This is a genomic window from Candidatus Contendobacter odensis Run_B_J11 (assembly GCF_000531125.1).
Lineage (GTDB): Bacteria > Pseudomonadota > Gammaproteobacteria > Competibacterales > Competibacteraceae > Contendibacter > Contendibacter odensensis.
The window spans coordinates 23,844-44,370 of the sequence record NZ_CBTK010000261.1 but is presented as its reverse complement, the minus strand read 5'-3'; the positions used below and the strand labels follow the sequence as shown (position 1 = coordinate 44,370).

Here is a 20,527-nt window from a genome sequence, read left to right as displayed (position 1 = left end):
CGCGGGTGTTCGAAGCGTTGCGGTAATCAGTATTGCTGGATTGGCTTGTGATCTCATTTCTGCAGAATTTGAGGTGAATAGCGAGATCGTACTAATAATAAATTATTACGTAACATGTATTTTTACATTATTTTATGCCCGGAAATTCAAGATTAGTCCAATTATCTTGAATTATGTTTATCGCAAGCATGTAGACTAAAATCACTCGAAACAACACATGTAGAGTGTCTCCCGCTATGCGCCTTACTACTTTGGTTCCTGCTTCAGGAATGACGCCCCCCCAGCCACTGGAATTGTTACGGATACCGGAAGCTTTTGATGGTCGCGCCGGCAGCAATCGCGCCGGTCCCGAGGTCGTTTGCCAATTAGCCGCTGGCAATGACCTCGAAGCTGTTCAAACCTGGCTGGCGGAATTTCACGACTCGCCGCAAACCCTGCGCAACTATCGTAAGGAAGCGGAACGCCTGTTGTTATGGGCGCTGCTGGAGCGCGGCAAACCCTTGTCCAGTTTGACCCGCGAAGATTGCATCCTGTACGAAATCTTTCTCGCTAACCCGCAACCTCGTGATCGCTGGTGCGGGCCAAAGGCACCGCGCTTCAATCCCCGCTGGCGACCTTTTATGGGACCACTCAGTCCCGCCAGTCGCAAACTGGCTATGCTGATTATCAACTCACTGTTCAGTTATCTGGTCAAAGCAGGCTATCTGGCTGGGAATCCAATCGCATTAACCCGTCGCCGTAACCGTCATCAGTCGCTGCGCCAAATCGAACGTTTTCTCGAACACGACCAATGGCAGGCGCTGTTGTCCACCGTCGAATCCCTGCCGCGTGACAGCGAGCGTGACTGCCAGCATTACGCCCGTACCCGCTATTTAATCGCCCTGCTCTATTTGCTGGGACCCCGGGTTAGCGAAGTTGCCGGTCACACCATGAGCAGCTTTACCCAAATTCGGGGACGCTGGTGGTGGCATGTCATCGGCAAGGGGCACAAGGAAGCTCAGGTGCCGGTTAATCAGGATATGTTGCAAGCCCTGCGGGATTATCGGCGTTTTTACAGCTTGCTCCCCTTGCCTGTACCCGACGAAACCACACCGCTAATCCTTAATCTCAAAGGGACGGCAGGTATTGGCGATAACATGATTTACCGTATTATTAAGGAGTTAGTAGGAAAAACCGCCGCACGGATGGAACTGGACGATCCGCATCAGGCGGAGAAGCTGCGCCGAGCGTCTACCCACTGGTTCCGCCACACCAGCATTACCCACCAGGCCGACGCCGGCATTGATCTCCGCTTTCTACAGCGCAACGCCCGCCATGCCCGGCTCGATACTACCGGTTTATATTTGCACGCCGAGGAAGCGGCATGGCATGAATCCATGGAGCAGCACCGGTTAAAGGAATAAATGGCCTGCCACTGCGTTCTAATCAACAGAGCCATGCCGATCCTCTGGACGGTTGCATGACCGGTCAAGGGGTCGGTAGTATGCGAATTGCATCAAAAAATTCTATTTGCGGATCCGCCAGCGCACCGAATGCCGCCAGCCGCCGTTTTTTGAGGAATGATCATGACTGTGATTCACCCGCACTCCACCGAGGGTCTCTACGACCCACGTAACGAGCACGACGCTTGCGGCATCGGCTTCGTCGTTAATATCAAGAACCGCAAAAGTTACCAAACCATTCGCCAAGGACTGGAAATCCTGGCTAACCTCAGCCATCGCGGCGCGGTCGGCGCCGATCCGCTGGCCGGTGATGGCGCCGGTATCCTGATTCAGATTCCCGATGCGTTCCTGCGAGCCGAGTGCGCCAATATTGGCATCCCTCTTCCAGCCCCCGGCGAATACGCAGTGGGCATGGTCTTTTTGCCGCGTGACGCCCGTACTCAGTGCGAGGCTGCACTGGAACGCAGCATTGCCGCCGAAGGCCAAATCCTCCTCGGCTGGCGCGATGTGCCGACCGACAACACCTGCTTGGGCGACAGTGTGCTGCCCACCGAACCGGTGATCCGCCAAGTCTTTATCCAACGCGGCGCCAGCTGTACCGACAGCGACGCTTTTGAACGCAAATTATTCGTATTGCGCAAACAGGCTCATCACAGCGTCTGGAGCGGCGATCCGCAGTCAAATCGCCAGTTGTCATTCTATGTCGCCTCGTTATCCTCGCGGACCCTGGTTTACAAGGGCATGATCCTGGCCAGCAATCTCAGCGTGTATTACCCGGATCTGCGGGATCTCCGGCTGGAATCAGCGTTGGCGCTGGTTCATCAGCGCTTCTCCACCAATACCTTTCCCACCTGGGCGTTGGCGCACCCGTTTCGCTACCTCTGCCACAACGGCGAGATCAACACCCTGCGCGGCAACATCAACTGGATGCTGGCCCGGCGCCACAACATGAAATCCGACCGGCTCGGCGCTGATCTGGACAAACTCTGGCCGCTGATCGGCGATGGCGCTTCCGACTCTGCCACCTTCGATAATGCGCTGGAACTGCTGCTGGCCGGGGGTTACTCACTGCCCCATGCCATGATGCTGATGGTGCCGGAAGCGTGGGCGGATAACCCGCTGATGGACCAGCGCCGCCACGCCTTCTACGAATACCACGCCGCGCTGATGGAACCGTGGGACGGCCCCGCCGCCATCGCCTTTACCGACGGTCGCCAGATCGGCGCTACCCTCGACCGCAATGGCCTGCGCCCTGCTCGCTATCTGGTGACCGACGACGATCAGGTCATCATGGCCTCGGAAATGGGCGTCCTGCCGATTCCGGAAGAAAAGATTGTCAAAAAATGGCGGCTACAACCGGGTAAGATGCTGCTGATCGACCTGGAGCAGGGCCGCATCATTGATGACAACGAGATCAAGGATCAACTGGCTGCCGCTCATCCCTACCAGACCTGGCTGGACGCCACCCAGATTCACCTCCAGGATTTGCCGACCGAGGTCGGACCGATGCCGCCCGATGCGCCCACCCTGCTGCGTCGCCAGCAAGCCTTTGGCTACACTCAGGAAGACCTGCGCGCCTTCCTGACACCCATGGCGGTTAGCGGCGAAGACCCCATCGGTTCAATGGGTCGTGACACCCCGCCGGCGGTACTCTCCGACCGCCCCAAGTTGTTGGCCGACTACTTCAAGCAGACCTTCGCCCAAGTCACCAACCCGCCGATTGATCCGATCCGCGAGGCGTTGGTGATGTCGCTGGTCTCCTTCATCGGCCCTCGCCCTAACCTGCTCGATCCGGGCAGCGCCGGCAGCCAGAAGCGGCTGGCGATCAAGCGTCCGATTCTGGCCAATGTCGACTTGGAGCGGATCCGCCGGATTGAGTATCACGTTGACCGCGCCTTCCGCGCCCGTACCCTGAGCATCTGTTACCCGGTGGAGCGCGGCGCGGCGGGCATGGCACGGGCACTGGAAGACTTGTGTCGTGAGGCCGCTGATACGGTGCGGCGGAGTGGCAACATCATCATTCTGTCCGACCGGGGGCTGGACGCTGATCACATTGCTATTCCCGCCCTGCTCGCCACGGCCGCAGTTCATCACCATTTGATCCGTGCCGGTCTACGCACCGAAGTGGGGTTGGTAGTGGAAACCGGTGAGGCCAAGCGGGTTCACGACTTTTGCCTGCTGGCGGGCTACGGCGCTGAGGCGATCAATCCCTATCTGGCTTTTGATACCCTGTCCGCCAGCTTGCTCTACGCGCCGCAGCCCTTGACCGAGGCGGATGCCCACGAGCATTACACTAAGGCGATTGCTAAAGGCATTCTCAAGGTGATGTCAAAAATGGGCATCTCCACCTATCAATCCTATTGCGGCGCACAGATTTTTGAGGCGGTGGGCCTATCCAGTGAATTTATTGAACGCTATTTCACTGGAACCCAAGGCGTAATCGAAGGTGTGGGCTTAACCGAAATCGCCGCAGAAGCCGCTACTCGTCATCGTCAGGCTTTTGGCGACGCTCCGCTGTACCGCAATGCCCTGGACGCCGGTGGCGAATTGGCCTACCGGTTGCGCGGCGAGCGCCACGCCTGGACCCCGGAAACGGTAGCCCTGCTGCAACATGCGGTGCGTTCTGGCGACTACCACCAGTTCAAAGCCTATAGCCGGCTCATGGACGATCAACACGACGGTCTGCGTAATCTGCGCGGTCTCTTCGATCTACGCGGCACTGGCTTGCCGGTTCCACTGGATGAAGTGGAACCGGCGAGCGAAATCGTCAAGCGGTTGGCAACCGGCGCGATGTCGTTCGGCTCGATCTCGTGGGAGGCGCATACCACCTTGGCGCTGGCCATGAACCAATTGGGCGCCAAATCCAACACCGGCGAAGGCGGCGAAGATCCAATCCGTTATACCCCGCTGGAAAATGGCGATTCGCTGCGCTCGGCGATTAAGCAGGTGGCCTCTGGCCGCTTCGGGGTAACTGCCGAGTACCTGGTCAATGCTGACACCTTGCAAATCAAGATGGCGCAAGGGGCTAAACCCGGCGAAGGCGGTCAACTCCCCGGCCACAAGGTCAATGACTGGATCGCCCGGGTGCGTCACTCCACGCCCGGGGTGGGCTTGATCTCGCCGCCGCCTCATCACGACATTTACTCGATTGAAGATTTGGCGCAACTGATCTTCGACTTGAAGAATGTCAATCCCGAGGCGGCGATTAGCGTCAAGCTGGTATCCGAAATTGGCGTCGGCACGGTGGCCGCAGGCGTGGCCAAAGCGCATGCCGATCATGTCACTATTTCCGGTGAAGACGGCGGCACCGGCGCCAGCCCGCTGACCTCAATCCAGAATGCGGGATCGCCGTGGGAGATCGGCTTGGCCGAAACCCATCAAACTCTGGTGAAAAATAAGCTGCGCGGGCGGATTGCGGTTCAGGTGGACGGGGGCTTGCGTACCGGCAGGGATGTGGTGATCGGCGCCATGCTGGGAGCCGATGAGTTCGGTTTCGGCACTGCGGCGTTGATCGCCGCCGGCTGCGTAATGATGCGCAAGTGCCATCTCAACACCTGTCCAGTGGGAGTTGCCACCCAGGATCCAGAGTTGCGCAAACGCTTTCCCGGTCAACCCGCCCACGTCATCAATCTGTTCACCTTCCTGGTTCAGGAAGTGCGCGAACTGATGGCGCAACTCGGCTTCCGCCGCTTCGACGAGATGATCGGCCGGGCGGATCGACTGGATATGCGCCGCGCCATTCACCACTGGAAAGCGCGGGGGCTGGACTTTACCCGGCTGCTGGCGGTACCCCCCGCCCCGCCCGGCGTCGCGGTTCATCATTGCGAAACGCAGGATCACGGGTTGAGCACGGTGCTGGATCGCACGTTGATTGCCCAAGCGACTCCAGCACTGGAAGCGGGACAAGCGGTGCGAATCGATACTCCGGTACGCAACAGCGACCGGACCGTCGGCGCCATGCTGTCGGGGGTCATCGCTCAGCGCTACGGCCATGCCGGCTTACCGGATGACACCATTCATATCCACCTGACCGGCAGCGCCGGTCAGAGCTTTGGCGGGTTTCTGGCGCGGGGCGTCACCCTGGATCTCCACGGTGAGGCCAACGATTATGTGGGCAAAGGGCTGTCCGGCGGGCGCATCGCGATCCAGCCTCCACCCCAAAGCCAGCGGCGGGCAGAGGATCACATGATCGTCGGTAACACCGTGCTGTACGGCGCTATCGCCGGTGAGTGCTATGTGCGCGGGGTGGCTGGCGAACGCTTCGCAGTACGTAACTCCGGGGCGGTGGCGGTGGTGGAGGGGGTGGGTGACCATGGCTGCGAGTACATGACCGGTGGTGTGGTGGTGGTACTGGGGCCATCGGGTCGCAATTTCGCAGCGGGCATGAGCGGCGGGATCGCCTATGTACTGGATGAGACCGGCGACTTTGTCCGCCGCGCCAACCGCGACATGGTGGTACTGGAACCGCTTAATGACACTGCGGAGACCTTTAACGTCCATGTGCTTCACAACGAGTGGAACACACTGGCACAAGCCACGCTGCCTGAAAACCTGCTGCGTCATGACGCCCTCCGCCTGCACATTCTGGTCGCCCGCCACTATTTTTACACTGGCAGCGAACCAGCCCGCCGGGTGCTGGAACATTGGCGCGAAGCCGTGCCGAAGTTCATCAAGATTATGCCGCTGGATTACCGTCGTGCGCTACAGGACATGCAGGCCAAAGCATCCACTACCATCCGGCATGATGACAACAAGGCCGATCTGGCCGTAGGAGCGTAACTCATGGGTAAGCCTACCGGTTTTCTGGAAATCGCCCGCCATGAACACGGCTATGCGCCGATTGCTGAACGGGTGACCCACTTTCGCGATTTTGTGGTGCCGCTGGCAGAACCACAGGTGCGCGAGCAGGCTGCCCGCTGTATGGATTGCGGCATTCCCTACTGCCATCGCGGCTGTCCGGTTCATAACATCATCCCCGACTGGAACGATTTGGTGTATCGGGGCAACTGGCGCGAGGCGCTGGAGGTGCTGCATTCCACCAACAACTTCCCGGAATTCACCGGGCGCATCTGTCCAGCGCCGTGTGAAGCGTCTTGCACTCTCAACTTCAATGTTCAACCGGTGACGATTAAGGATATTGAATGCGCCATCATTGATCACGGTTGGGCTGAAGGCTGGGTCACGCCGCAAATCGCCGCCCATCGCACCGGCAAACGAGTGGCGGTTGTAGGTTCCGGACCCGCCGGACTGGCCTGCGCCCAACAATTGGCGCGGGCCGGACATGATGTGGTGGTGTTCGAGAAGAACGACCGCATCGGTGGCCTGCTGCACTACGGCATCCCTGACTTCAAGCTGGAAACTGGGCTGATTGATCGTCGCCTGGCGCAACTGCGAGCCGAGGGTGTCGAGTTCCGCCCCAACAGCCATGTCGGCACCGACATTCCCGCTCGATCATTACTGGTAGAGTTCGATGCCGTAGTGCTGGCGGGGGGGTCCGAACAACCGCGTGATCTGACCGTGCCAGGGCGTGAACTGCGCGGTATTCACTATGCGATGGATTTTCTGACCCAACAGAATCGCCGGGTGGCCGGTGCGAAAATCGCGAATGAGGAGATTTTGGCAACGAATCAGGATGTCGTAGTAATCGGGGGGGGTGATACCGGATCCGATTGTGTCGGTACTTCGATCCGGCAAGGCGCCCGATCGGTGACTCAGTTGGAAATCATGCCCCGGCCGCCCCTGCATGAGAACAAACTGCTGACGTGGCCGAATTGGCCGTTGAAGCTGCGTACCTCTTCCTCTCAGGAAGAAGGCTGTGAACGCGATTGGGCGGTCGCCACTCAAGCCTTTGTCGGTCAGGACGGTCGAGTAACGGCCATTCGGATCGTGCGGTTGGAATGGCAGGAGCGCAACGGGCGACAGGTTATGGTTGAAATGGCTGACAGCGCTTTCGAGATTAAGGCGGGGTTGGTGCTGCTGGCGATGGGCTTTGTTCATCCGGTTCACACCGGCATGTTAGGCGAATTAGGCGTAGCGCTGGATGAACGCGGCAACATTCGCGCCGGAGAAGAGGACTATCAGACCTCCGTCAACAAGCTGTTCACTGCCGGCGATATGCGGCGTGGACAATCACTGGTGGTGTGGGCCATTCGTGAAGGTCGACAATGCGCCCGAGCGGTTGACGAGTATCTGATGGGTAGCTCGGAATTGCCGGTCTGATCGTTCCATACCTCTGGCTCCTCTCTCGCAAAGGGAGAGGAGCCAGCTTGGCTGAGACGCTAATCATGAATGGGCTGGAAGTATGCGAACACCCGGAGTCCCATCTTCCGAACAATCAGTTTGTAGTTTCCACGACTTAAACTTGACCGATCTGACCGGTGTCCTTCTCGCCGGTGGTCGCGCCGAGCGGATGGGTGGACACGACAAAGGGCTGCTGCCACTGGCCGGCGAACCGCTGATCACACATAGCCTCCGTCGGTTGCAGCCGCAGGTCGCAGAGCTGCTGATCAGCGCCAACCGCCATCTGGAGCTTTACCAGCGATTCGGTTGCCAGGTGGTCAGCGATAGCGACCGTGACTTTCGAGGTCCGTTGGCGGGGATTCTGGCCGCGCTGCGGGTAGCCAGAACCCCGTATGTTTTAATCGCGCCCTGCGATTCACCGTTATTGCCCCCCGACTATGCCCAGAGAATGGTGGCGGCGCTGGAGCGAGAGCAGGCGACGGTGAGCGTGAGATACCGTGACGAGTACTGGCAACCGGTATTTGCGTTAGTACCGGTCCGGTTGCAGGACGATCTGGCCGATTATCTAGCGACGGGTGCTGGCAATGCCGGGCGCTGGCTGCAACGTCACTGTCCAGCTCCAGTGGAATTTCCCGACGAATCGCTGCGGTTCCGCAACATCAATACCCCGGACGATCTGGCACAACTGGAAGCCGATTGGCCGCGCCTTAAGGACAAATCGTGAAAGTTCTGGGGATCAGCGGTTGGAGCGGTTGCGGTAAAACCACGCTGATCGTCGCTCTGATTCCCCGATTGTGGGTACACGGTCTGACGGTATCCACTCTCAAACATGCCCATCACGATGTCGATCTGGATGTGCCCGGCAAGGATACCTACCGCCATCGTGAGGCGGGCGCGCAAGAAGTGATTTTGGCGACGGGCCAGCGCTGGGCCTTGCTACACGAATTGCGTGAAGCACCGGAACCGCCGCTGGCCGAACTGCTGACTCACCTGCAACCGGTGGATTTAGTGCTGGTGGAAGGTTGGAAAAGCGGCGCTTATCCCAAGCTGGAAATTTGGCGGCCTCACGCGGTCAATAAACCGCCGCGCTTTCCCGACGACCGCACCGTGATCGCGGTGGCCTGTGATCCACTGCGCGATCTATCCGAATATGGCCGCCCGGAACTGCCGATATTTTCGCTGGATGACGTGGACGGCATCGCCGATTTTATCGTCCAGTTCAGCCGTACTCCTGAATGAGTTGCCGCAATTCCGGCACACAAGACCCGCAATTGCTGCCCGCTTTCAGCGTCGCGCCAATCGCTTCCGGCGTCGCCAAACCCTGATCGCGAATGGCGGTCGTCAGCGCGTTCAACCCGACGCCAAAACAGGCGCAAACGATCCGTCCGCAATCCCGCTGGCCCGGCCTTGGCCGACCGGCTAACAAACTGGCGTGTTCAGCAACACCGAGTTCCGCTGCCGCGAACAGTCCAGCCAGCCAGCCACGCAGCGGCAATTCGTGAGTCGGCGCAACGAACAGGCAAGCCTGTAGTCGTCCCTCAGCCAGCACCGCGCCCCGATAGCGCCCCGTGCCCGCATCGGCGAATTCCAGCCATTCCCAGCCCGGATCGTCGCCGAACAGAGTCCGCGCCCAGTCCGGCCAATCGCCAATCACATTTTCGCCCGCCAGTTCATAGCGCCAGCAGGCCCGCTCGCGCACGCTGACCCGATACTCCACCGTCGGCGGTTCAATGGCTTCGCGGCACAACAGGAAGCCATGCCAGCGTGGGCGGTACGCCTGCACCCGCACTGGGGTGTGCTTCAATTCCGGCTGACCGGACAGCGGATCGACCGCCGGATTGACTGCCGCGTTGACCCGTCCCTGTGGCGCCAGCGGCGAACCCCAGTGCATCGGTGCGAACACGCTACCCGGCTGCTGTTCCGCGCTGGTTCGCACCCGGACAATGACTTCACCCCAGCGACTCTGCACCCGCGCCAGCCCGTTCTCGCTAACGCCGCAGGCCAGCGCGTCTACCGGATGAATCTCAACATAGGGTTCTGGAATATGGCCGGTCAGTCGCGCCGTTTTGCCGGTACGGGTCATGGTGTGCCACTGATCACGAATCCGGCCACTATTAAGGATCAGCGGAAAGCTCTTGTCCACCGCATACGCGGGCGACCGTTCGCCGACCGCGATGCAGCGGGCTTTACCATCGGCGGTGAAAAAGCCGCCTTCGCCAAACAGGCGCGTAGCGCCTGTGGTTGCGCCACGCGGCAACGGCCATTGCACCGGCGGCAAGGCGTCGTAACCGTCATCGGTGAGATCGGCCAGCGCGGAAATGTCGAAATCGCGGCGACCCTCGTTTTCAAAACCCGACAACGCCGCGTGTTCGCGAAAAATGGCCGCTGGCGATTCGTAGGGAAACAGGGCGCCGAATCCCAACCGCCGCGCTACCTGAGTCATCGCCCACCAATCGGGTTGCGCCTCGCCCGGCGGCGGCAAAAACGCCCGCTGCCGGGAAATTCGCCGCTCGGAGTTGGTCACCGCGCCTTCCTTCTCGCCCCAGGTCAGCGCCGGCAGCTTGATCTGCGCCAAACGCACGGTGTCGGTATCCGCCACCGCATCGGAGACAATCACCAGCGGGCAGCGCCGCAACGCTTCCCGCGCCGCGTCGGCGTCCGGCAGACTCACCAGTGGATTAGTGCCCATGATCCACAGCGCCTTGATTTTGGTGTCGGCGACCGCCTGAAATAGTTCAACTGCTTTTAAGCCGGGGCGACTGGCGATGGCGGGCGCTTTCCAAAAGCGTCGCACCCGTTCGACCGCCTCCGGCGCGAAATCCATGTGCGCCGCCAATTGACTGGCCAGCCCGCCGACTTCACGCCCTCCCATCGCGTTCGGCTGACCGGTGACAGAGAACGGCCCCATTCCCGGCTGACCAATCCGCCCGGTGGCGAGATGGCAGTTGATGATCGCATTCACCTTGTCGCTGCCATAAGAAGACTGGTTCACGCCCTGCGAGTACACCGTCACCACTTTATGAGTTCGGCCCCAGAGACCATAGAACTCGGCGACCGCGCTTTCCGACAAACCGGTTTTGGCGGCCACGGTCGGAATGTTGGGCGCAACCGCCTTGGCGGCCTGATACGCTGACCAGAAACCGGCGACATGCCGATCGAGAAACTCTGGATTCAACCGATCCTGCTGATAGAGATGCGCCAGCAGACCGTTGAACAGCGCGGTATCCGAACCCGGTTTGAGCGGCAAATGGATTTCGGCGGCCTCGCAAGTGGCGGTGCGGCGCGGATCGATCACCACCAGCCGGGGTTTGCCGGCGCGTTGTTCGCGGGCGGCGAGAATGCGCTGATACAGCACCGGATGACACCAGGCCAGATTGGAGCCGACCAGCACCACCAGATCAGCGTCCTCCAAGTCCTCATAGCAACCCGGCACGGTGTCGGAACCGAAGGCCCGTTGATGTCCCGCCACTGAAGAGGACATGCACAGCCGCGAATTGGTGTCGATGTTGGCGCTGCCGAAACAACCCTTCATCAGCTTGTTGGCGACGTAGTAATCCTCAGTGAGCAACTGCCCGGAAACATAGAAGGCGATGGCGTCGGGACCGTGTTCAGCCAGCGCGTTGCGAAAACCGGCGGCAACTGCGTCCAGCGCTTCATCCCATGTCGCGCGCCGTCCGTGGATTTCAGGATAAAGCAGGCGATCATCGAGACTCAGAGTTTCGCCTAGCGCCGCGCCTTTCGAACACAGCCGTCCGTAATTTGCGGGATGGCGCTCGTCGCCCGTCACCTGCGCCTGACCATCGGCATCCACCGTGACCTTTACCCCGCAACCCACTCCGCAATAGGGGCAGGTGGTGCGGATTTCTTCGCCGCTGTCACTCCCTCCCTCCTTGCGGGGGAAGGCTGGGGCGGGAGGTAAGCTGCTGATCATTGCTTAATCCTCCCGCTCAAGCGGCTTGCTGTGGCGCAGCCGACAAATTGACGAGGTTATTCAGCCCCAGCCAGATCCGCCCATTCTCCAGCCGCAGCGGATAACAGGTCGCGCAGCCCACATCGGGCGCAACCGCCTGGCCGCTGTCCAGCTCCAGCACCCAGTTATGCAGCGGACACGTCACGCGATGGCCGTACACAATGCCCTGCGACAACGGCCCGCCCTTGTGCGGACAGCGGTCCCGCAGAGCGAACACCTGATCGTCGGCGGCGCGGAAGATCGCCACGTCGCCGTATGGCGTATTCACCACCCGCGAGCCGAGCCGGGGAATGTTGTCAAGTTCGCCGATTTCGTGCCAGTCATACATGATCATGTTCTCCATTCCTTAACCCACCTGCCGCAACGGCTGGAACTCGTGGGCGTCCACCCGACCGCTGGCGCGTTCCGCCCACGGATCGATCTGAGCGTACTGCTGGGAGGCGAGAAACCGTTGATGCAGCACGTTACGGCCTTCGCCGTCCTCGACGATGCGCTGCTTAACGTAAGCCAGCCCGACCCGTTCCAGCCACGGCGCGGTGCGTTCCAGATAGCGGCCTTCCTCTCGGTAAAGTTGCATGAAGGCCCCGGCGTACTCCATCGCTTCGGCTTCGGTAGCCACCTTGCACAGCAAATCAGTGCCGCGCAGCTTGATCCCGCCGTTGCCGCCGACATGCAGTTCGTAGCCGGAATCCACGCACACCACACCGAAATCCTTGATCGTGGCTTCGGCGCAATTACGCGGACAGCCGGACACCGCCATCTTGAACTTATGCGGCGTCCACGATCCCCAGGTCATCCGCTCCAGTTTGATTCCCAACCCGGTCGAATCCTGGGTCCCGAACCGGCACCATTCGGAACCGACGCAGGTTTTCACCGTGCGCAGCGACTTGCCGTAAGCATGGCCGGAGACCATCCCGGCGGCGTTGAGATCGGCCCAGACCTTGGGCAAATCCTCTTTCTTCACGCCCAACAGATCGATGCGCTGGCCGCCGGTGATCTTGACGGTGGGAACCTGAAACTTGTCCGCCACGTCGGCGATAGCCCGCAATTCTTTCGCATTGGTCACCCCGCCCCAGATGCGCGGCACCACCGAATAAGTGCCGTCTTTCTGGATGTTGGCGTGAACCCGCTCGTTGATGAAGCGGGATTGCGAATCGTCTTGCGCCTCGCCCGGCCAGGTGGCAAGCAGATAGAAATTGATCGCCGGGCGGCAGGAATGGCAACCGTCGGGCGTTTTCCATTCCATGAACTCGAATACCGCCCGCAAGCTCGTTAAATGCTGTTCGCGGATGGTTTTGCGCACCTGATCGTGGCTATGGTCGGTGCAAGCGCACAACGGCTTTTCCTGGGCGGTCTTGGAATAGTCGCCGACGGTCGCGGCCAATAATTGCTCAACCAGCCCGGTGCAGGAACCGCAGGACGCCGACGCCTTGGTGTGGGCGCGGACGCCTTCCAGGGTGAACAGTTTCTGCGCCGTGATCGCCTTGACAATCGCGCCCTTGCATACCCCGTTGCAGCCGCAAATCTCCGCATCATCGGCCATCGCCAGCACGTTGTTGCCGCCATGGCCGGCGTCGCCCAAGTGCGCCTGCCCGAACAGAATCGAATCACGGAACGCGCCGATGTCGGTTCCCTCGCGCAACAACTGGAAGTACCAGTTGCCGTCAATGGTGTCGCCGTACATCACCGCGCCCTTGACCCGGTTATCCTGGACCACCAGTTTCTTGTAGACGCTGCGCGCCCGATCGCGCAATACGATCTCGTCGCAGCCCGGCCCGCCGCCAAAATCGCCAGCGGAGAACACATCAATGCCCGTCACCTTCAGCTTGGTCGAAGTCACCGAGCCGCGATAGCGACTAATCCCGTAGCAGGCGAGATGATTGGCGCACACCCGCGCCTGTTCCCATAGCGGCGCGACCAGGCCATAGGTCTGGCCGCGATGCTGCACGCACTCGCCGACCGCGTAGATGCGCGGGTCGTAGGTCTGCATGGTGTCGTTGACCACGATGCCGCGTTCGCAGTGAATGCCGAAGGCTTTAGCCAGCGTGATATTGGGACGAATGCCAACCGCCATCACCACCAGATCGGCGGGAATTTCCAGCCCATCCTTGAAACGCACGCCGCGAACCCGCTCTTCGCCAAGCAGGGCGACCGTCTGCATACCGGTCAGGAAGCGCATCCCGCGCTCTTCCAGGCTGGCGCGTAGCAGAGCCGCCGCTTCGGGATCAAGTTGCCGTTCCATCAGTACATCGAGCAAATGCACGACAGTGACTTCCATCCCCTGCTTCATCAAGCCGTTAGCCGCTTCCAGCCCCAGCAGACCGCCGCCGATGACTACGGCCTGTTTTTTACCGGCCTGGGCGGCATCCAGCATCGCCTGCACATCGCGGATGTCGCGGAAGGTGATCACGCCGGGCAAGCTATTACCGGGAATGGGAATAATGAAGGGATCGGAGCCAGTCGCCAGCAACAGCCGGTCATACGGCGCAATGGTCTCGTCGGCGGCGTGAACCTGCCGCCGCGCCCGATTGATCCGCGTCACTTCCTGGCCCGCGTACAGGGTAATCCCGCGCTCGGCATACCAGTTCAGATCATTGATCATGATCTGCTCGACCGTCTTCTCACCCGCCAGCACCGGCGACAGCAGAATGCGGTTGTAATTACCGTAAGGCTCCGCGCCGAATACGGTGATGTCGTAGCGATCCGGCGCAATCGTCAGCAACTCTTCCAGAGTACGCATTCCGGCCATGCCGTTACCCACCAGAACCAGACGTTCTTTCGCGCTCATCTTCAAACCCTTGCCGCTTGAGATTCATACTCCCCTCGCCCTCTGGGAGAGGGGTCGGGGGTGAGGGAAGCGGTTCACGCCGCTTCCGGTCGCCGTTGCCGCTCGTAGAGGAACCGCAGCACCTCAGCGCGGTAATGGTTGTAGCGGGCGTCATCGGCCAGTTCGAGCCGATGGCGCGGGCGCGGCAAATCCACCTTGAGAATCTCGCCGACTGTTGCCGCCGGGCCGTTGGTCATCATCACGATGCGATCAGCCAGCAACACCGCCTCATCCACATCGTGAGTGATCATCAGCACCGTGTTATTCAGCGCGGTTTGAATTTCCATCACCGATTCCTGCAAATGAGCGCGGGTCAGCGCGTCGAGTGCGCCAAACGGCTCATCCATCAGCAATACTTTTGGCTGCATCGCCAAAGCGCGGGCGATGCCGACCCGTTGCTTCATTCCGCCGGAAATCGCGCCGGGCAGCTTGTCGGCAGCGTGATCCATGTGTACCAAATGAAGATTGTGCAGCGTCCAGTCGTGGCGTTCGGCCTTGGATTTGCTCTTGCCAAACACCTTATCCACCGCGATCCGCACGTTCTCGTACACCGTTAGCCACGGCAGCAGTGAATGATTCTGGAACACCACCGCCCGATCCGGACCGGGGCTGTTCACTTCGCGATTTTCCAGCAGCACTCCGCCACGGGTCGCCTGCAACAGACCGGCAACTACATTCAACACCGTGGATTTGCCGCAGCCGGAATGGCCGATGATGGCGATGAATTCGCCTTTTTCGATTTCGAGATGCACTTCGCGCAGGGCGATGTACGCGCCGTTGGCGGTGGGAAACACCACGTCTACATTGGAAATGTTCAGGTAACTCATGGCGGTTTCCTCCATCAACGGCGGTTGTAGTCAAAATGGCGCTGCGCCAGATTCATCACGCTTTCCAGCGCGATGCCGACCAGCCCGATCAGGCCAATCGCCACGATGATCGAAGCGACGTTGAGATTGTTCCACTCGTCCCAGACGTAGAAGCCAATGCCGACCCCGCCGGTGAGCATTTCCGCCGCCACGATCACCATCCAGGCCACGCTCAGCGACAGCCGCATCCCGGTCAGAATATGCGGCAGAGTGGCGGGAATCAGGATGCGGCGGGTCACTTCCAGCTTGCCCAGACGCAACACCCGCGCCACGTTGAGATAATCCTGCGGAATCGCCTGCACCCCGGCGGCGGTATTGACGATCACCGGCCAGATGCTGGTGATGAAGATCACGAAGATGGCCGACGGGTCTTTGGCCTGAAACACCAGCAGGCCAATCGGCAGCCAGGCCAGCGGACTGACCGGGCGCAGAATCTGCACCAGCGGATAGCAGGCTTGATAAAAAGCGCGGCTGGCACCCATCAGAAAGCCCACCGGAATCCCCACGATGACCGCTAGGGCGAAACCGGCCATGACCCGACCCAGCGAATACAACACCTGCCAGCCGATGCCCATGTCATTCGGGCCAGCGACGTAGAACGGGTTGCTGAAAATCTCCACCGCTCGCGCCCAGGTGGCGGCGGGAGTGGGAATGTCGCTGGTGATTTTGGCGTTGACGAAGGTCCAGATAGCCAGCACCACTAGGAAAACCAGAGTCGGCAAGACGATGGCGCGAGTGAGCGCGGCGGCGCGAAGTCTGGCTTTCGACACTGGCGGAAAATTGTAGGCCGGGGATGCGGGCGGTTGCCGCTCGACGTTGGCCGCTTCCCGAACCGGCGGGCGAACTTTAACGACCGGCGCCGTTTCGGCAACAATCGGCGGCGTGATGGTCAGGGCAATGACCTTATTGCTCATCTCGGTTTCCTCTCCCATTCAGGCGTTGGCCTTCAACAACGCATCCGGCGCGACTTTCAGGTTTTTCACTGCAAAGCCGGTGACGTACTCGCCCAGTTTTTTGGGATCAAACTGCCCGCCATCGAAAAAGCGATCCGGCCCCATTGCTATCGGGGTGGTCGCTTCGTTAAGGGTCCAGCCTGCGGCGTGACTGCCCTCGGTCTTCACCTCAATCGTCGGATATGGCAGATTCAAGGCTTTGGCGGCCTGCCGGTACAGGTCGGGGCGATAGATCGAAGCGGCGGCCTGGAGAATGTTGGCGGGCTGTTCCAGTTGGCCCCAGCGGTACATCTGAGTGATGAACCAGGCGGCGTGCGACCGCCAGGGAAAATTGGCGGCATAACGGTAAAACACATTGAAATCCGGCAGCGGGCGCGGTTCTTCGTTTTGCGCGTATTTGAAGGTGCCGGTCATGGACATTTTCACCACGTCTTCCGGCGCGTTGACATAGGACTTTTGCGCAATCAGCCGAACCACTTCCATTCGATTTTCCGGCTGATCCATCCATTGCGTCGCTTCCAGCAAGGCCATCAGCAACGCCTGATGGGTGCGCGGATTTTTCTCATGCCATTCCAGATTGACGCCGAACACCTTTTCCGGGTTGTTGTTCCACAATTCATAACTGGTAATCAGCACCCGGCCAATCCCGGTTTCCACCGCTCGCTCATTCCACGGCTCACCGACGCAATAACCGGCGATATTGCCGGCCTTGAGATTGGCGACCATTTGCGGCGGCGGAATCACGATCAGTCGTAAATCCTGATCGGGGTTGATGCCCGCCGACCCCAGCCAATAGCGCAATTGATAGTTGTGGGTAGAGACCGGGAACACCACGGCAAAGGTCATCGGCTCCTTGCCGGCGACCTTGTCGGCGTCAATGACCTTTTTCAGGGCGCGGGCGGTGAGCGGGCGCTCCTTCATCGCTTCGGGGTCGGCCTTCACCATCCGCTCGTACAATTCGTTGGAAACGGTGGTGGCGTTGCCGTTGAGATCCATCGAGAACGCGGTGATTGTGGCCTTGGGCAACGCGCCCACGCCGAGGCTGGCGGCGATGGGCATCCCCGCCAGCATGTGCGCGCCGTCCAGTTCGCCGATAGACACCTTGTCGCGGATATTGGCCCAGGACGCCTCCTTGGAAAGCGCCGCCTCCAGGCCGTATTTCTTGAAATATCCTTTCTCCGCCGCCACCACCAACGGCGCGCAATCGGTGAGCGGAATAAAACCCAAGGTCAATTTGGATTTCTCCAAACCACCGCCCTCGCCCGCCCAGGCGCTGGTCCGCAGCCAGGGTGCAGTTCCGCCCAGCAGGGTAGCGCCACCGAGCGCCAGTCCGCCGCCCTGGAGAAAGCGGCGCCGGGACAGGTCGGGCGCTTGTGCTACGGTCGTCACGTTCGCTTTGTTCATATCGTAAATCCCCGCCAGATGACCCATAAAAAAAGGCGTCGCAGCTCCGCGTATTCCGCGAAAGCTGGACGCCTTTGTCCGATGCGCGACCGTCGTTGGCCGCGTAACCCGTCCCGTCGCTGGGAAAGGTTGTTAGCAAAACAGAAGCATGAAACGCGCCATCTTTATTGAGTGATTGATCGACATTGAATTAACGGGCAGTGCTCATGGGTTTTTCCTCCGGTTTGACGCCCGATTTGCGCTATCGTGGCGCAGCGCGCCATGCTCTTGCACCAAAGTAAGCAGCGGCTCTTCAACCCAGCATTTCCAGCAGTGAGGTCACGGTGCGCGCTACCTCGCCGATCCGCTGATTGCGATCCATCGCCAGCTTGCGCAACGCCTGATAAGCTTCCTCCTCGCTCAAATTTCGCTGCGCCATCAGCAGACCCTTCGCTTTTTCAATCACCTTGCGCTCGGCCAGGCGGTTGCGGGTTTCCTCCAGTTCCCGGCGCAACGCCTGATACTCGCGGAACCGGGCGATGGCGACCTCCATGATGGGCTGGAGGCGGCGCGGGTTGAGATCGTCCACCACATAAGCGCTGACCCCGGCCCGCAAGGCGGCGGCAGTAGTCTCAGGATCGCTGCGTTCAGCGAACATCACAATCGGCCGGGGCTGGTTTTGCCCAACATCGCGCAACTGTTCCAGGGTGTCACGGTCGGGCAGCTCAATATCAATCAGAATCACGTCGGGCTGGGTTTCCCGCACCTGCTGCAACAACTGATCGGTGCGGGCGGTGCGAACGGTAATGTGATAACCGGCATCGCTCAGCGCCTGCTCCAGAATCGCTGATCGCCCTGGATGGGCGTCAATCAGCATAACTTCAACTTTTTTCATCGACAGCGACCCGCTTGGTATGCTTAATCTCAAAGCAATTGGGCACTATCCATGCCAATCGGAAAGCACTAAGGAGTTCAGGACGTTCGCTTGCCGTCATTCCCGCGCCAGCGGTAATCCATCAACCCGTTGAAAAAACTGGATACCCGTTTTCACGGGTATGACGACACTAAAGTTCATGAGCAAAAGTCCTGGAGTTGCTGGACAAAAGATCGAAGAACTTCTTTTATGATTATAAAAAGTTGCCGAGTGGCGATAACTGCGGGGACAATTGTAACCATACCTTGGCTCGAATCGCGGCGGAGTTCTAATCAGACGAGTACCCAACAAGCACTGGATTTCGAGCGGAGGAACACAATAGCGAAAATGGAGAAACAAAATGTTGAAAAATGATGCACATCCCAGATTTCTTGATCTCCAGCCGGGAACTTACACTGGATTTCGAGCGGAGGAACACAATAGCGAAAATGGAGAAACAAAATGTTGAAAAATGATGCATATCCCAGATTTCTTGATCTCCAGCCGGGAACTTACAGCGACGGACATCCGCTCGATACGGTTCACTATCTCGAATGCAAAGTGATTCTGAAACCCGAACGATTCACCTCCGTAAAGAGTTTTCGGGACTACGGCGTACTGGTGCAGCGTGCGGCTGACGCCTTCAAAGTGGGGTTTTCCGCCGAGGGCGTGGTGAATACAAAGCCCAAAATCCGGGAGGTCGTTTTTCTCGACACGGCGGATTTCAGGCTCTACCGCCATCAGTTCATCTTGCGGCGGCGGATTATCTACGAAGACAACTTCCCGGTGGGCGACCCGGAGATCGTCTTCAAGTTTCGCCATCCCGACATGCAAAAAACCGCCGAATTGGATGTGCGGCCCAACATTGCCGGCTCGTATCGAATCAAATTCAAGGCCGAGGCTCTGCCGTTGAAGGATCAAATCGGCGGGCACCGGTTGCTGTTCTCGCACAACGTGCAATTTGGTTTAAGTCAGGCTCCAGAGGAGCATCACGCCGCCATGGCGAACATTGCGCGGGTTTTTCCGTGTTTGCAGGCGCTGGCCACCGACGATACCGAAAAAGTCCAGTTGGTAAATCAGACGATTGTCGAAGAGGTATTGCAGGATTTGGGAGTGCTGGATTTCGGCAAGGGAGTCAAGGCCAAGGCCAATGCGGCGCTATGGCGCGAACGGGGCACCCATAAGCCGCTCGCGGGAGAATTTTCATTTCAATGCAAGTTCCAGCGCAACGACGAACTCCATACCAAAGCCATGGAACGCGGCAAGCAGTTTTTCACCACGCTCCAGCAAATCGGGAGCGATTGGGTTTCTCTGGGAACGACCAAGACCGGCATTGTTTATCAAACCCAGTTGCATGCGCCGGACCAGGCTCAAGAATGAAGAGCGATCAGAAAGACTCCATGGACGTAACAATCGGCCAGATCTTCGGGGTTTTCCTGCTGATTGGAGCGACCAGCTTCGGCGGGAGCGTCGTCGCCTATCTGCGGACGAGTCTCGTCGCCAAGCGCCGCTGGCTGACCGACTCCGCCTTCGTCAGCTTTCTCGCGATCAGCCAATCGCTGCCAGGTCTGAATGCGACCAACATGGCGATCCTGGTGGGAGACCACCTACGCGGCGTGCCGGGCGCCATTGTCGCGATGGCAGGCATCTGCTTACCGGGCGCGCTGATCATGTTCGCGGTGGGAGTGGCCTATGGTCATCACGGCCATCAGCCTGCCGCCACAGCCATGTTGCACGGAGCGGCGGCGGCGGCGGTCGGATTGATCTTCGCCACCGGGGTGTAATTGGCTCAGAAGACGCTGGAACGCTTGGGCGACCTGTTTTTTGTAGCGCTCGCTGTAATCGGCATCAACGTGTTTCACCTGTCCGTTCTTTACGTGCTGTTTGGTGTGGGAGCGCTCGCAATCGGGTGGCATCGCCCCCGCGCTGGACG

At 59.6% G+C, this 20,527-nt stretch carries 14 protein-coding genes; 7 read left to right on the top strand and 7 right to left on the bottom strand.

Features of this window, described 5'->3' with window-relative positions; genetic code table 11:
* The first annotated feature begins 236 nt into the window (after positions 1-236).
* The 5 genes from BN874_RS15415 to mobB all read left to right on the top strand — a co-directional run bounded on the left by BN874_RS15415 (position 237) and on the right by mobB (position 8,921).
* On the top strand, positions 237-1,403 hold the full coding sequence (locus BN874_RS15415) for a tyrosine-type recombinase/integrase (RefSeq protein WP_051497912.1): 1,167 nt from the start codon (positions 237-239) through the stop codon (positions 1,401-1,403).
* A 156-nt stretch (positions 1,404-1,559) separates the two neighbouring features.
* Positions 1,560-6,221 carry a glutamate synthase large subunit gene (gltB, locus tag BN874_RS15410; RefSeq protein WP_051497911.1) on the top strand — a complete coding sequence of 1,554 codons (4,662 nt, stop codon included), beginning with the start codon at positions 1,560-1,562 and terminating at the stop codon, positions 6,219-6,221.
* 3 nt (positions 6,222-6,224) lie between these two features.
* Positions 6,225-7,661, top strand: coding sequence for a glutamate synthase subunit beta (locus tag BN874_RS15405; protein WP_034435085.1), 1,437 nt, complete (start codon positions 6,225-6,227; stop codon positions 7,659-7,661).
* 142 nt (positions 7,662-7,803) lie between these two features.
* Positions 7,804-8,406, top strand: coding sequence for a molybdenum cofactor guanylyltransferase MobA (gene mobA / locus BN874_RS15400; RefSeq protein ID WP_034435084.1), 603 nt, complete (start codon positions 7,804-7,806; stop codon positions 8,404-8,406).
* Complete coding sequence (mobB, locus tag BN874_RS15395; protein ID WP_034435083.1) at positions 8,403-8,921, top strand: molybdopterin-guanine dinucleotide biosynthesis protein B; 519 nt, start codon at positions 8,403-8,405, stop codon at positions 8,919-8,921. Before mobA ends, mobB begins: the two co-directional genes overlap by 4 nt.
* Here mobB and BN874_RS15390 read toward each other — a convergent pair.
* The 7 genes from BN874_RS15390 to BN874_RS15360 form a co-directional block, all read right to left on the bottom strand.
* Positions 8,902-11,613, bottom strand: a complete 2,712-nt coding sequence (locus BN874_RS15390) for a nitrate reductase (RefSeq protein ID WP_081756430.1) — start codon at positions 11,611-11,613, stop codon at positions 8,902-8,904. The two genes, mobB and BN874_RS15390, sit on opposite strands and share 20 nt — an antisense overlap.
* Positions 11,614-11,629: 16 nt before the next feature.
* A complete protein-coding gene (gene nirD / locus BN874_RS15385) occupies positions 11,630-11,980 on the bottom strand; it encodes a nitrite reductase small subunit NirD (protein WP_034435082.1) in 351 nt (116 codons plus the stop codon).
* An 18-nt stretch (positions 11,981-11,998) separates the two neighbouring features.
* Complete coding sequence (gene nirB, locus BN874_RS15380) at positions 11,999-14,440, bottom strand: nitrite reductase large subunit NirB (protein WP_034435081.1); 2,442 nt, start codon at positions 14,438-14,440, stop codon at positions 11,999-12,001.
* Between the two features lie 74 nt (positions 14,441-14,514).
* Entirely contained in the window at positions 14,515-15,306 is a 792-nt protein-coding gene (locus BN874_RS15375) for an ABC transporter ATP-binding protein (RefSeq protein WP_034435080.1), read from the bottom strand.
* Positions 15,307-15,320: 14 nt separating this feature from the next.
* On the bottom strand, positions 15,321-16,259 hold the full coding sequence (ntrB, locus tag BN874_RS15370) for a nitrate ABC transporter permease (RefSeq protein WP_081756443.1): 939 nt from the start codon (positions 16,257-16,259) through the stop codon (positions 15,321-15,323).
* An 18-nt stretch (positions 16,260-16,277) separates the two neighbouring features.
* Positions 16,278-17,702 (bottom strand): CmpA/NrtA family ABC transporter substrate-binding protein, encoded by a 1,425-nt coding sequence (locus tag BN874_RS15365; RefSeq protein ID WP_081756444.1) that lies wholly within the window; start codon positions 17,700-17,702, stop codon positions 16,278-16,280.
* 292 nt (positions 17,703-17,994) lie between these two features.
* The gene (locus BN874_RS15360) at positions 17,995-18,576 is read right to left on the bottom strand and encodes an ANTAR domain-containing response regulator (protein ID WP_034435078.1); all 582 of its coding nucleotides are present in this window, start codon (positions 18,574-18,576) and stop codon (positions 17,995-17,997) included.
* 480 nt (positions 18,577-19,056) lie between these two features.
* Here BN874_RS15360 and BN874_RS15355 point away from each other — a divergent pair, with 480 nt between their 5' ends.
* On the top strand, positions 19,057-19,974 hold the full coding sequence (locus BN874_RS15355; RefSeq protein ID WP_051497910.1) for a hypothetical protein: 918 nt from the start codon (positions 19,057-19,059) through the stop codon (positions 19,972-19,974).
* The gene (locus BN874_RS15350) at positions 19,971-20,378 is read left to right on the top strand and encodes a chromate transporter (RefSeq protein ID WP_081756429.1); all 408 of its coding nucleotides are present in this window, start codon (positions 19,971-19,973) and stop codon (positions 20,376-20,378) included. The genes BN874_RS15355 and BN874_RS15350 overlap by 4 nt, the downstream gene beginning before the upstream one ends.
* Positions 20,379-20,527 lie beyond the last annotated feature (149 nt).

Excerpts from the sequence above, each read along its gene's own strand:
- BN874_RS15415 (WP_051497912.1), top strand. The coding sequence starts at position 237 with ATGCGCCTTACTACTTTGGTTCCTGCTTCAGGAATGACGCCCCCCCAG.
- gltB (WP_051497911.1), top strand. The coding sequence starts at position 1,560 with ATGATCATGACTGTGATTCACCCGCACTCCACCGAGGGTCTCTACGAC.
- BN874_RS15405 (WP_034435085.1), top strand. The coding sequence starts at position 6,225 with ATGGGTAAGCCTACCGGTTTTCTGGAAATCGCCCGCCATGAACACGGC.
- BN874_RS15390 (WP_081756430.1), bottom strand. The coding sequence starts at position 11,613 with ATGATCAGCAGCTTACCTCCCGCCCCAGCCTTCCCCCGCAAGGAGGGA.
- nirD (WP_034435082.1), bottom strand. The coding sequence starts at position 11,980 with ATGTATGACTGGCACGAAATCGGCGAACTTGACAACATTCCCCGGCTC.
- nirB (WP_034435081.1), bottom strand. The coding sequence starts at position 14,440 with ATGAGCGCGAAAGAACGTCTGGTTCTGGTGGGTAACGGCATGGCCGGA.
- BN874_RS15375 (WP_034435080.1), bottom strand. The coding sequence starts at position 15,306 with ATGAGTTACCTGAACATTTCCAATGTAGACGTGGTGTTTCCCACCGCC.
- ntrB (WP_081756443.1), bottom strand. The coding sequence starts at position 16,259 with ATGAGCAATAAGGTCATTGCCCTGACCATCACGCCGCCGATTGTTGCC.
- BN874_RS15365 (WP_081756444.1), bottom strand. The coding sequence starts at position 17,702 with ATGAACAAAGCGAACGTGACGACCGTAGCACAAGCGCCCGACCTGTCC.
- BN874_RS15360 (WP_034435078.1), bottom strand. The coding sequence starts at position 18,576 with ATGAAAAAAGTTGAAGTTATGCTGATTGACGCCCATCCAGGGCGATCA.
- BN874_RS15355 (WP_051497910.1), top strand. The coding sequence starts at position 19,057 with ATGTTGAAAAATGATGCATATCCCAGATTTCTTGATCTCCAGCCGGGA.
- BN874_RS15350 (WP_081756429.1), top strand. The coding sequence starts at position 19,971 with ATGAAGAGCGATCAGAAAGACTCCATGGACGTAACAATCGGCCAGATC.